This is a genomic window from Geodermatophilus obscurus, assembly GCF_900115395.1.
Lineage (GTDB): Bacteria > Actinomycetota > Actinomycetes > Mycobacteriales > Geodermatophilaceae > Geodermatophilus > Geodermatophilus obscurus_B.
This window is the reverse complement of the sequence record NZ_FOWE01000003.1, coordinates 416866-428512: the sequence shown is the minus strand read 5'-3', so window position 1 is coordinate 428512 and position 11647 is coordinate 416866. Positions and strand designations below refer to the sequence as shown.

General features: G+C 75.7%; 13 protein-coding genes. 1 reads left to right on the top strand and 12 read right to left on the bottom strand.

What is annotated here, in order from left to right; translation table 11 throughout:
* Nucleotides 1-2: 2 nt before the first annotated feature.
* The 10 genes from BM165_RS08120 to dacB form a co-directional block, all read right to left on the bottom strand.
* Entirely contained in the window at nt 3-509 is a 507-nt protein-coding gene (locus BM165_RS08120; protein ID WP_244274124.1) for a DUF3180 domain-containing protein, read from the bottom strand.
* 5 nt (nt 510-514) lie between these two features.
* Nucleotides 515-1018: a 2-amino-4-hydroxy-6-hydroxymethyldihydropteridine diphosphokinase gene (gene folK, locus BM165_RS08115; RefSeq protein ID WP_075012980.1), complete on the bottom strand. Its 504-nt coding sequence runs from the start codon at nt 1016-1018 to the stop codon at nt 515-517.
* On the bottom strand, nt 1015-1410 hold the full coding sequence (folB, locus tag BM165_RS08110; RefSeq protein WP_075013115.1) for a dihydroneopterin aldolase: 396 nt from the start codon (nt 1408-1410) through the stop codon (nt 1015-1017). Before folB ends, folK begins: the two co-directional genes overlap by 4 nt.
* Complete coding sequence (gene folP, locus BM165_RS08105) at nt 1394-2257, bottom strand: dihydropteroate synthase (protein ID WP_083427161.1); 864 nt, start codon at nt 2255-2257, stop codon at nt 1394-1396. The genes folB and folP overlap by 17 nt, the downstream gene beginning before the upstream one ends.
* Nucleotides 2258-2267: 10 nt before the next feature.
* Entirely contained in the window at nt 2268-2885 is a 618-nt protein-coding gene (gene folE / locus BM165_RS08100) for a GTP cyclohydrolase I FolE (protein ID WP_075012979.1), read from the bottom strand.
* Nucleotides 2886-2958: 73 nt separating this feature from the next.
* Entirely contained in the window at nt 2959-5034 is a 2076-nt protein-coding gene (gene ftsH / locus BM165_RS08095; protein ID WP_075012978.1) for an ATP-dependent zinc metalloprotease FtsH, read from the bottom strand.
* A 210-nt stretch (nt 5035-5244) separates the two neighbouring features.
* Entirely contained in the window at nt 5245-5832 is a 588-nt protein-coding gene (gene hpt / locus BM165_RS08090; RefSeq protein ID WP_177225146.1) for a hypoxanthine phosphoribosyltransferase, read from the bottom strand.
* Complete coding sequence (tilS, locus tag BM165_RS08085; protein ID WP_075012977.1) at nt 5829-6854, bottom strand: tRNA lysidine(34) synthetase TilS; 1026 nt, start codon at nt 6852-6854, stop codon at nt 5829-5831. The genes hpt and tilS overlap by 4 nt, the downstream gene beginning before the upstream one ends.
* Nucleotides 6855-6879: 25 nt before the next feature.
* Complete coding sequence (locus BM165_RS08080; RefSeq protein ID WP_208976680.1) at nt 6880-7965, bottom strand: zinc-dependent metalloprotease; 1086 nt, start codon at nt 7963-7965, stop codon at nt 6880-6882.
* A gap of 39 nt (nt 7966-8004) precedes the next feature.
* Complete coding sequence (gene dacB / locus BM165_RS08075; protein WP_244274123.1) at nt 8005-9342, bottom strand: D-alanyl-D-alanine carboxypeptidase/D-alanyl-D-alanine endopeptidase; 1338 nt, start codon at nt 9340-9342, stop codon at nt 8005-8007.
* Between the two features lie 152 nt (nt 9343-9494).
* On the opposite strand from dacB, the gene BM165_RS08070 reads away from it, so the two are divergent.
* A complete protein-coding gene (locus BM165_RS08070; protein ID WP_075012976.1) occupies nt 9495-9986 on the top strand; it encodes an inorganic diphosphatase in 492 nt (163 codons plus the stop codon).
* 109 nt (nt 9987-10095) lie between these two features.
* Here the strand turns inward: BM165_RS08070 and BM165_RS08065 are convergent, their stop codons facing one another.
* Entirely contained in the window at nt 10096-10854 is a 759-nt protein-coding gene (locus tag BM165_RS08065) for a class I SAM-dependent methyltransferase (protein WP_075012975.1), read from the bottom strand.
* An 8-nt stretch (nt 10855-10862) separates the two neighbouring features.
* Nucleotides 10863-11510, bottom strand: coding sequence for a PilZ domain-containing protein (locus tag BM165_RS08060; RefSeq protein WP_075012974.1), 648 nt, complete (start codon nt 11508-11510; stop codon nt 10863-10865).
* Nucleotides 11511-11647 lie beyond the last annotated feature (137 nt).

Below are 11647 nucleotides of genomic sequence, written 5' to 3'. Positions count from 1 at the left end.
ACCTAGAGAGCCCGGGCGCCGTCCTGTGGCCCGTCCTCGTCGGGCGGCACGCGGCACACCGACTCCAGCCACAGCGCCGCGGCGGTCAGCGCGGCGGCGCAGCCGACCCCGACGACGGCGGTGACGGTGTCGTCGCCGGCCGCCGACAGCCGGGACACCGACGGCGCCACGTGCAGCATGACGCCGGCCCACACGCCCGCGAAGACCGCGCCCACGTAGGCGCTGGCCTGCGCGAGGACCGCCAGCCGCGCCACGAGCAGGGGTTCGACCCGGCGCACCAGCGGGGCGCCGGGCTCGGCCGGGCGCGACGCGCCGCGCCGGGCGGTGCGCTCGGCGGCCAGCCGGGTCCGCAGGGTCCGCGCGCCGAGGGCCTCGGCGACGGCGAGGACGGCCAGCGGCACCGGCAGCCACCAGCGCAGCGGCGGCAGCGAGCCGTACGTGGCGCGCACGACCAGCCAGGCGGCCAGCGCCAGCCCGAGGGCGACGACGGCGAGGTCGCGCCGGCTCACCGGCCTCACCGGAGGTGCTCCCACCTGACGACCGCCTCGACGTCCTCGCGTGGCAGCGCGGCGACGAGGTCGGCGACGCGACCGTGGCCGGGCAGGACGGCGGTCGGGTCCAGCGACAGCCACGGCACCAGCACGAACGCCCGCTCGTGCGCCCGCGGGTGCGGCAGGGTGAGCACCGGGTCGTCGGACAGCACCGGGGCGCCGTCGTCGCCGGTCACGGTGACCACGTCGACGTCGAGGGTGCGCGCGCCCCACCGCACCTCGCGGGTGCGGCCGGCGGCCTGCTCGAGCTCGTGCGCGCGCGCCAGCCAGCCGGCGGCGTCGCGGTCGCCACGCACGACCACCACCGCGTTGAGGTAGGGCGGCTGCTCGACCGGGCCCCACGGCGGGGTCTCGTACAGCGTGGAGCGGGCGGTGAGCCCGTCGGCTCGGAGCGCCTCGACGGCGGTGCGCAGCGCGCAGGCGCGGTCACCGAGGTTGGCGCCGAGCGACAGCACCGCCCGGGTCACGCCCGGTCCCTGCGGATGGTGACCGTGACGTCGTCGAAGGGGACGCCGAGGTCGGCCTGCGGCTTGTGCACGGTGATCTCCGCGGCCTGCACCAGCGGGTCGGCCAGGCAGACGTCGGCCAGCCGCTGGCACAGGGTCTCCAGCAGGTCCACCGGCTCGCCGGTGAGGACGGCGTGCAGCCGCTGGGCCAGCTCGGCGTAGTTGACCGTGAGCGCGAGGTCGTCGGTGGCGGCGGCCGGGGCGGTGTCGACGTCGAGGACGGCGTCGACGGAGAAGGTCTGCCCGTTCTCGCGCTCGAAGCCGTAGACGCCGTGGTGGGCGTGGGCGGTGAGCCCGCGGACGGCGATCCGGTCGGGGGTGCTGCCCCCGGGGCGCTCAGTCACGACGGGCATCCTCGCGGGCGCGCTGGACGGCGGCCACCGTGGCGACGGCGTCGGCCGAGGCGGCGGCGTCGTGCACGCGCACGCCCCAGGCGCCGGCCTCGGCGGCCAGGACGGTGGTGGCCAGGGTGGCGGCGTCGCGCCCGGCCGCGGGGCGTGGTGCGCCGTCGGGGCCGGGCAGCAGGCGCCCGAGGAAGGTCTTGCGGGAGGCGCCGACCAGCACCGGCAGGCCGAGCGCGACCACCCGCGGCAGGGCGGCCAGCAGCGCCCAGTTGTGCGCCGCCTGCTTGGCGAAGCCCAGGCCGGGGTCGACGACGAGCTGGGCGGCGTCGACCCCGGCCGACACGGCGGCGTCGACCCGGGCGGACAGCTCCGTGCACACCTCGGTGACGACGTCGCCGTACTCCGCCCGGGCGTACATCTCCCGGCTGTGGCCGCGCCAGTGCATGAGCACCCACGGCACCCGGGCGTCGGCGACCAGCGCCGCCATGCCGTCGTCCGCGAGGCCGCCGCTGATGTCGTTGACCAGCACCGCGCCGGCCTCGAGCGCGGCGGCGGCCACCTCGGTGCGGGTGGTGTCGACGCTGACCCGGACCCCGGCAGCGGTCAGCTCCCGGACGACGGGGACGACGCGGCGGCGCTCCTCGGCGGCGTCCACGCGGTCGGCGCCCGGGCGGGTCGACTCACCGCCCACGTCCACGTAGTCCGCGCCGCCGGCGGCCATCGCCAGGCCGTGCGCGACCGCGGAGTCCCGGTCGGCGAAGCAGCCGCCGTCGGAGAAGGAGTCGGGCGTGACGTTGAGGACGCCCATCACCACACACCGCCCCGGGTGCAGCAGCTGCGCCCCGGGCCCGCTCACCGGCCAGGCTTCATCGACCGATGACGAGGCTCATCGCCTCGGCGCGGGTGGCCGGGTTGTCGCGGAACATGCCGCGCACGGCCGAGGTGACCGTCGTCGAGCCGGGCTTGCGGATGCCCCGCATGCCCATGCACAGGTGCTCGGCCTCGATGACGACGATGACGCCGCGGGGCTTGAGGTGCTCGTCGAGGGCGTCGGCGATCTGCCGGGTCATCCGCTCCTGCACCTGCGGGCGGCGGGCGTAGACGTCGACCAGCCGGCCCAGCTTCGACAGTCCGGTCACCCGGCCGTCCTCGCCGGGGATGTAGCCGACGTGGGCCATCCCGTGGAAGGGCACCAGGTGGTGCTCGCAGGTCGAGTACATCGGGATGTCCTTGACCAGGACCAGTTCGTCGTGGTCCTCGTCGAACACCGTCGCGAGGATCTCCGCCGGGTCCTGCCAGATGCCGGCGAAGGTCTCCGCGTAGGCACGCGCCACCCGTGCGGGGGTGTCGCGCAGCCCGGGGCGGTCGGGGTCCTCCCCCACCGCGAGCAGCAGCTCACGGACGGCGGCCTCGGCGCGGGCGGAGTCGATGCGTGCCGGGTCGGCGCGTACCTCGTCCTCCGACTCCTCGGGCAGGACGCTCACGCCGTCGCCTCGCTGGCGCTCGTCGCCGGCGTGAGCGAGGCTGCTCCACCCATGGGCGAGCTCGCGAGCTCGCTCACCTCTGCACCGGGGCGCCGACGTCACCGACCGCCGTGCTGCCGCCCTTGACGAGGCCCACCCCGTTGCCCGAGCCGTTGGTCGCACCGCTGCCGTTCTGGCCGGCGGCGGTGGCGCCGTGGCCGTGGGCGGCGCCGTTGGCCTCGGCCGCCTCGGCGGGGGTGAGCACGGGCGGCTGGTCGGACGGCGTCCGCTTGCCGAAGCCGTTGTAGGGCGCCAGCGAGGGCCGCTTGGTGACCGGCGCGCAGATGCGGGCCATGTCCTCCTTGGAGAGGGTCTCCTTGTCCATCAGCTCGAGGACGAGCTGGTCGAGGACGGGCCGGTACTCCACCAGGATCTCCCACGCCTCGTCGTGCGCGGCCTCGATCAGGGCGCGGATCTCCCCGTCGATGTCGGCGGCGACGGCCTCGGAGTAGTCCGGCCGCGAGCCCATGTCCCGGCCGAGGAACGGCTCGGAGTCGGTGCTGCCGTACTTGACCGCGCCCAGCTTGGCGCTCATGCCGTACTGGGTGACCATCGCGCGGGCCATGGAGGTGGCCTTCTCGATGTCGTTGCCGGCACCGGTGGTCGGCTCGTGGAAGACCAGCTCCTCGGCCGCGCGGCCGCCGAGGGCGTAGGCGAGGGTGTCGATCATCTCCGAGCGGGTCTGGGTGTACTTGTCCTCGGTCGGGAGGACGAGCGTGTGCCCGAGCGAGCGGCCGCGCGGCAGGATCGTCACCTTGTGCACCGGGTCCAGGTTGGGCAGTGCGTGCGCCACCAGGGCGTGGCCGCCCTCGTGGTAGGCGGTGACCTTCTTCTCCTTCTCGCTCATCGCCCGCGTCTTGCGCTCGGGGCCGGCGATGACACGGTCGATCGCCTCCTCGAGGGTGGCGTCGGTGATCACCGTGCCGTTGCCGCGGGCGGTGAGCAGCGCGCCCTCGTTGAGCACGTTGGCGAGGTCGGCGCCGGTGAAGCCGGGGGTGCGGCGGGCGACGGTCTCGAGGTCGACGTCGGGGGCGAGCGGCTTGCCCTTGGCGTGCACCTCGAGGATCTGCTTGCGGCCCAGCAGGTCGGGCCGGTCGACGGCGATCTGCCGGTCGAAGCGGCCCGGGCGCAGCAGCGCGGGGTCGAGGATGTCCGGCCGGTTCGTGGCGGCGATCATGATGACGCCGCCCTTGACGTCGAAGCCGTCCATCTCGACGAGCATCTGGTTGAGCGTCTGCTCGCGCTCGTCGTGTCCGCCGCCCATGCCGGCGCCGCGGTGCCGGCCGACGGCGTCGATCTCGTCGACGAAGATGATCGCCGGGGCGTTGGTCTTGGCCTGCTCGAACAGGTCGCGCACCCGGCTCGCGCCGACGCCGACGAACATCTCGACGAAGTCCGACCCGGAGATCGAGAAGAACGGCACGCCCGCCTCGCCGGCCACCGCGCGGGCCAGCAGCGTCTTGCCGGTGCCGGGCGGGCCGAACAGCAGCACGCCCTTGGGGATCTTCGCGCCGACGGCCTGGAACTTGACCGGGTTGGCCAGGAAGTCCTTGATCTCCTGGAGCTCCTCGATGGCCTCGTCGGCCCCGGCGACGTCGGCGAACGTCGTCTTCGGGGTGTCCTTGGTGATCTGCTTGGCCTTGGACTTGCCGAAGGCCATGACCCCGCGGCCGCCGCCCTGCATGGAGTTGAACAGCCAGAACAGCAGCAGCAGGAGGATGAGGAACGGCAGGAAGCTGATCAGGATGCTCGCGAGGATGCTGTCCTGCGTGACGTTCGTCGTGAACTCGACGCCGTCGCCGGTGGTCTGCCCGTCGGCGCCGATCCCGGAGACCAGCGCGAAGACGTCGTCGGAGGCCCCGATCGGGTAGGAGGCGCTGACCTGGTCGTTGCCGTCGACCGGGTCGCGCAGGTCGAGGTCGAGGGTCTGTTCCTTGTCGTTGATCGTGACGGACTCGACGTTGCCGTCCTCGATCTGCTGCAGCGCGACGGAGGTCCCGACAGGCTCGTAGGCCGAGCCGCCACCGACCACGGCGGAGACGCCGAGGGCCACCAGGACGACGAGGACGACCCAGAACCACACGGAGCGGAAGATCTTCTTGCGTTCCATACACCGATGCCGGGCGGCCGGGGCGCCGGCCTGGCCCGTCGACCCTCCTGATCGTCCGGGTGACGCTCCGCGCGACCCGGGCGGGCACCCTGGCGCTCGGCAGTCGTCGTTGGCACTCGACGGTACACCGGGAGGGCTGTGCGTCCCCTGTGCACGAACTGCACGGATGCCGGTGCTCCCCCGTCCGGAGGAGGCCCCGCTGCCGCCGCGTCAGTCCCCGTAGACCTCGGGCTTCAGGGTGCCGATGTAGGGCAGGTCGCGGTAGCGCTCGGCGTAGTCGAGGCCGTAGCCGACGACGAACTCGTTGGGGATGTCGAACCCGACGTAGCGGACGGGCACCTCCACCTTGATCGCGTCGGGCTTGCGCAGCAGCGCGCAGACCTCCAGCGACGCCGGCCGGCGGCTCCCGAGGTTCTTCAGCAGCCAGGACAGGGTCAGCCCGCTGTCGATGATGTCCTCGAGCACCAGCACGTGCCGGTCGCTGATGTCGCGGTCGAGGTCCTTGAGGATGCGCACGACGCCCGAGGAGCTGGTGGAGCTGCCGTAGGAGGAGACGGCCATGAACTCCATCTGGGTGGGCAGCCGCAGCGCCCGGGCGAAGTCGCTCATGAACAGCACCGCGCCCTTGAGGACGCCCACGAGGAGCACCTCGCGGCCCGCGTAGTCGCGGGCCACCTGGTCGGCCAGCTCGACGATCTTGGCCTGGATCTGCTCCTCGGAGAGCAGCACGTGGTGGATGTCGGGGCCGTAGCCGTGGTCGGGCCCCAGGCCGGCAGGGGTCGACGCGGTCTCACTCACGGGAGCTGCTCCTCCGGATCGGGTGCCGAGACAGCCCTCCCGCCCGGGGAGCCGGCGGGCCGCAGCACCAGCCTGCCAGACGCGCGGAGCGCCTCCGCACCGCCCGGCAGGGCCACCGGCCCCTGCCCGCGCCAGGCCGACACCAGCGCGTCGACGGCGGTCAGGTGCACCGCCTGCAGGTCCGGGACGCCGCCGTCGCGCAGCCAGCCGCGCAGCACCCGCCGGCGGAGGGCGGCCGGCAGCGCGGCGAGGTCCGCGGCGGGCAGGTCGCCGGCCGGCGGGCCCGCCGGGCCGGCGAGGCGGGCGAGCTCGGCCGCGGCGAGACCGTCGAGCGCGTCGAGGTCCTCGCGGAGCAGGTCCGCCGTCCGGGCCAGCGCGGGGGCCACGCCACCCCCGAGGACGTCCTCGAGCAGCGGCAGCACCTCGGCGCGCAGCCGGGCACGCCGGTACCCGGGGTCGGTGTTCCACGGGTCGTCCCACACCGGCAGGTCCTGCGCGGCGCAGGCGGCACGGGTGGTGGCCCTCCGGACGGCGAGCAGCGGCCGCCAGAACGGCGGGCGGTGCGCCACCATGCCGGCCACCGAGCGCGGGCCCGAGCCGCGCCCCAGGCCGAGCAGCACCGTCTCGGCCTGGTCGTCGAGCGTGTGCCCGAGGGCGACGCGGGCGCCGCGCGCGGCCGCCTCGCCGGTCAGCGCCGCGTACCGGGCGGTGCGCGCCGCGCCCTCCGGCCCCCCGCCGGTGCCCACGGCGACGGTCCGCACGACGACGGGGTCCAGCCCGAGGTCGCGCAGCAGGGCCGCGGTCCGCCCCGCCCGCTCCGCCGATCCCGGCTGCAGTCCGTGGTCCACGGTGACCGCCCCGGCCGGCACCCCGGCGCGCGGGGCCTCGAACGCGACCGCGGCGGCCAGCGCCAGGGAGTCCGCTCCCCCGCTCACGGCGACCAGCACCGGGCCGGCGGAGGCGCGCAGCCCCGGACGGACGGCGCCGCGGACCTGCGCGACGGCGGGGTGCGGGCCGCTCACCCCGAGCCGCTCACGGGGGTGTGACTCAGGCGGTGACGGCCGGGCGGCCGTGCACCCGCTCCACCCAGCGCGCAGGGTCGGTGAGCTCCTCGACCAGCGGCAGGGTCTCGGGCCCCGTCCACACCCGGTTGAAGCCCTCCATGCCGACGAGGTCGACCACGCCGCCGACGAAGTGCCGGCCGTCGGCGTACTGCTTCATCTTCTGCTCCAGGCCCAGCAGCCGGCGCAGCACGCGGTCGAGCGGGCCTCGGCCCTTGCGCCGCTGGGCGAAGCGCTTGCGCAGGGTGCGCACCGAGGGCACGACGTCGGGGCCCACGCCGTCCATCACGAACTCGGCGTGCCCCTCGACCAGGCTCATCACCGCGGTCACCCGGTCGAGCACGGCGCGCTGCGCGGGGTCGCGCACCAGCGCCATGAGGCCCTGCCCGCCGCCGTCGTCGTCCCCGCCGCGGACGGCGTCGGTGACCCCGCGGACGAGGTCGGCGATCCGCTCGCGCAGCGCGTCGGGGCTGAGGTCGGTGGCGTCGACGAACTCGGCGATCTGCGCCTCGAGGTGGTCGGCGAGCCACGGGAAGGCGGTGAACTGCAGCTGGTGGGTGACCTCGTGCAGGCACACCCACAGGCGGAAGTCGGTGGGGTCGACGCCCAGCTTCCGCTCGGCGTCGACGATGTTGGGCGCGACCAGCAGCAGCCGGCCGCCGGTGCCGAAGATCTCGTACTGGCCGAGCACCCGCGAGGACAGGAAGGCCAGCAGGCCGCCGGCCTGCACGCCGGTCGCCCGGGAGCCGATCGCGGTGGCCAGCGGACCGGGCCGGCTCTCCTGGCGCTCGGTCAGCGCGGTGACCAGCGGGTCCATCAGCGCGGCCATGCCGGCGGCGTTGGCGTCGATCCAGCCGGGCCGGTCGACGACGGCGACCTCGGGGACCGGCCCGCCCTCGACCGGGTGCAGCCCGGTGAGCCCCTCGACGTGCGCGACGGCGGCCGCGGCGGCCTCGTGCAGCTCCCGGACGACGGCAGCGGCCTCCTCGCGGGAGGTCGCGGGGCCGGGCCCGGACAGCCGGCGGGCGGTGCGCCCGGCCAGCTCCCAGTCGACCAGTGAGCGGCTCGTCATCGCCTCACCGTACCCGCGGGGCCCGGGCGCCCCCCGTGCTCACCGGCAGCCGCAGGAGGCCAGTGCGGCGGCCACCGCGTCGAGGGCCGCCTCCTCGGGCAGCCCGCCGCCGGTCGTGCCGTTCGCGACGAGCGCGTAGGCCAGCAGCCGCCCGTCGGCGGTCACCGCGGTGCCGGCCAGGCCGTGCACGCCGAGCAGGGTGCCGGTCTTCGCGCGGACCGTGCCGGGCGCGGTGGCGGGGTCGGCGTCGCCGCGGTCGGCCAGGGTGCCGTCGTAGCCGGCGACCGCGAGGCCCGAGACCACCGGCGAGGCGCCCTCCAGCGACCCGTCGGCGGCGCCGGCGACGAGGTCGGTGAGCACGCGCGGGGTGACCCGGTCCAGCCGGGACAGGCCGCTGCCGTCGTACAGCTCGACGCCGGAGACGTCGGGCCCGGCGTCGGCGACCGCCGCGGTGACCGCCTCGGCCGCCCCGTCGAAGGACGCGGGCAGGCCGCGGGCGAGGGCGACGTGGCGGGCCAGGGACTCGGCGAGCAGGTTGTCCGACTGCGACAGCGCCTGCTCGACCAGCCGGGCGACCGGGGCGGAGCGGACGGTGGCCAGCGTCTGCGCGCCGTCGGGGGCCTGGCCCAGCTCGACCACGGCACCCGGGGCCCCGAGGGCGGTGGCCAGCGCCCGGCCGGCGTCGGTGCCCGGCGAGCCGCTCCGGGCGTTCTCCCCTGGCACCAGGCGGGCGCCGTCGACGGCGGTGGCCGTCACCGGGGAGGCGTAGCTCGACGGCGCGTCCTCCCGGCCCCAGCCCTCCGCGGTGAGCGGCCCCTCGAACAGGGAGTTGTCGACCAGCACCCGGCTGACCGCTGTGCCCGGGGGCAGCGCGGCCTGCACCTGGGCGGCGAGGTCGGCGACGGTCGCCGCGCCCGGGTAGGTCAGCGACGGCGCGGTGGTCGACAGGGTGGGGTCGCCGCCACCGAGGAGCACCACCTCGCCGGCCGCGGGCCCGGCGACGACCGTCGTCTCGAGGCGGTCGTCGGGGTCGAGGGCGGTGAGCGCCGCGACGGCGGTGAGCAGCTTGGCCGTGGACGCCGGCGTCACCTGCCGGTCGGCGCCGTCGTCGAGGAGCACGTCACCGGAGGCGACGTCGACCACCTCGGCCGACAGCCCGCCGGCGAGCGGCGGTGCGGCCAGCAGCGGCGCGAGGGTCGCGGCGAGCGCGTCGGGGTCGGGTGCCGACGCGTCGGAGGACAGCGACGCCAGCACCGGGGCCGGCTCGCCGACCGCGGGCAGCCGCGCAGACGTGCCGGCGGCGTCGGGGCCGGTGCCGCCGTCGCGGCCCAGGAACAGCACCGCACCGGTGGTCAGGGCGGCGATCAGGACCAGCACGACGAGGCCGAGCAGGACCCTCCTGCGCAGCCTGCGGTAGCTCGGTCGGACGGTCGTGGACCCGTTCGGCGCGATCGTGCTCTCCCCCTGAGGTACCACCCGGGCCGGACCTGCGCCGGTGCGACGGGCACCGGTGGGCCACACTACGTGCCGTGCAGTTCGACGTGACGGTAGAGATCCCCAAGGGCCAGCGGAACAAGTACGAGCTGGACCACGCCACCGGGCGCATCCGGCTCGACCGGATGCTGTTCACCTCCACCCGCTACCCGGCTGATTACGGGTACATCGAGAACACCCTGGGCCAGGACGGTGACCCGCTCGACGCCCTGGTGCTCCTGGAGGAGCCCACCTTCCCCGGGTGCCTCATCACCTGCCGGGCCATCGGCATGTTCCGGATGACCGACGAGGCGGGTGGCGACGACAAGGTCCTCACCGTCCCGGCCACCGACCCCCGCATGGCCCACCTCCAGGACATCACCGACGTCTCGGAGTTCGACCGGCTGGAGATCCAGCACTTCTTCGAGACCTACAAGGACCTGGAACCGGGCAAGTCGGTCGAGGGCGCCAACTGGGTCGGCCGTGCCGAGGCCGAGGCCGAGATCCACGCATCCCTCGAGCGGGCCCAGGAGGGCGGCGGCCACTGAGCCGCACTCCTCCCCCGGCCCGCGGGCCGGCCCTGCGATCACACACGGACGACGGACGGCGGCGCTCCCCCCGGGGGATGCGCCGCCGTCGTCGTCGCAGGAGGCGGTGTCAGGCGCGCGTGTCGTGCAGGACGACGGTCAGAAAGCCGAGCTCGCCGCGGTAGCCCTCCAGCCACTGCCGCCGGTGGGTGCGGGCGGCGTCCAGCGCCTGCTCCCGCTCGCCGTGGGGCGCCTCGGTCAGCGCCCACTCGGTGAGCGCACCGGTCCAGCACCACTCGTACTCGTCCCACTCGGCCAGGGTGCTGACGTGCCCGTAGCCGGGCTCGAAGCCGGCGCGGCCCACCTCCGCCAGCAGGCCTGGGAGGTCGGGCAGCTCGCCCGGCTCGGCCTGCAGCCCCGCCAGCGCCGCCTCGCTCGGCCCGGCCTCCCAGAAGCCGTCGCCGAACAGCACCCGACCGCCGGGACGCAGGTGCCGTCGCACGGCGGCCAGGGCGCCCGCCGTCCCGCCGAAGGCGTGCGCCGCGCCGATGCACAGCACGACGTCGGCCGGCCCGCCCTCCCAGGTCGCGGCGTCGGCCTCGACGAACACCGCGCGCCCGACCAGGCCGGCCATCGCGGCGCGGTCGCGGGCGGCGTCGAGGGCGGGCGCGGAGGTGTCGACGCCGACGCCGTCGAACGCCGGGTGGGCGCCGAGCAGGGCCAGCAGCCACGCACCGGAGCCGCAGCCGAGGTCGAGCGCCGTGCGCGTCCGGCCGGCGCCCGCCGGCGGGGCCAGCCGGCCGACCAGGCGGCGGAGGGCGTCGTCGGAGACGGGGGCGGCGACGGGGTGCCAGCGGTGGGCGATCGCGCTGAGCCGGGCTCGGTCCATGCCCCCGATCAGATCAGGCCGCGGGTGCGCAGGTCGCGGAGCTCGGCGAAGACCCGGCGGCGGATGTCGTCCTCGTCGCGCTCGGCCAGGCCGATGAAGCGCAGCGACAGCTCGGGGCGCCGGTCCTCGCGCGGGTGCCGCCGGGTGACCTCCGCCTTCGTGGCGACGGCGCGGCCGCCGAGGTCGACGGTCACGTGCACCACGGAGCCCACCTCGAGCGCGCCGTTCTTGTCCGGCTCCCCCTGCAGCAGGCAGTGGGTGCCGCCCTCGCTGAGGTCGAGCGTCGTCCCGGCGCGTCGCTCCCCGCCGGCGACGACCTGGACGGGCACCGTCAGTGGCGCCCGCACGGCGGCCCGGCGCTGGCCGCGCGAGGACGGGCCGGCGATCCGCACGCGCCAGGTCGGCGACTCGCCCGTCCGCACCTCGAGGAGCTCGGCGGGCACCGCCCGCAGCTCCTCGGGGCCGCGCCAGACCAGCTCGAGGGTCTCGCCCGGCTCGAGCCGTACGCGGCGCCGGGCGGAGTCCTCGCCGATGCTGAGGACGAGCTCGCCGCCGGTCGCCTCCTCGACGAAGCTGGTCAGCACGTCGTCGCGGCTGACGGCCTTGACGTCGAGGACGGTCCTGTCCTCCGGGTAGTCGATCCCTGGGGTGCCCATGTCGGTCCTCCTCGTGGGTCTGCGGTGTCGTGGGTCTGCGGTGTCGTGGGTCTGCGGTGTCGTGGGGATGCGGTGTCGTCGGTGCGGTGGCCGCCGGGCCGGTCAGCTCGCGTGGACGGGCAGGAGGACGAGCCGGG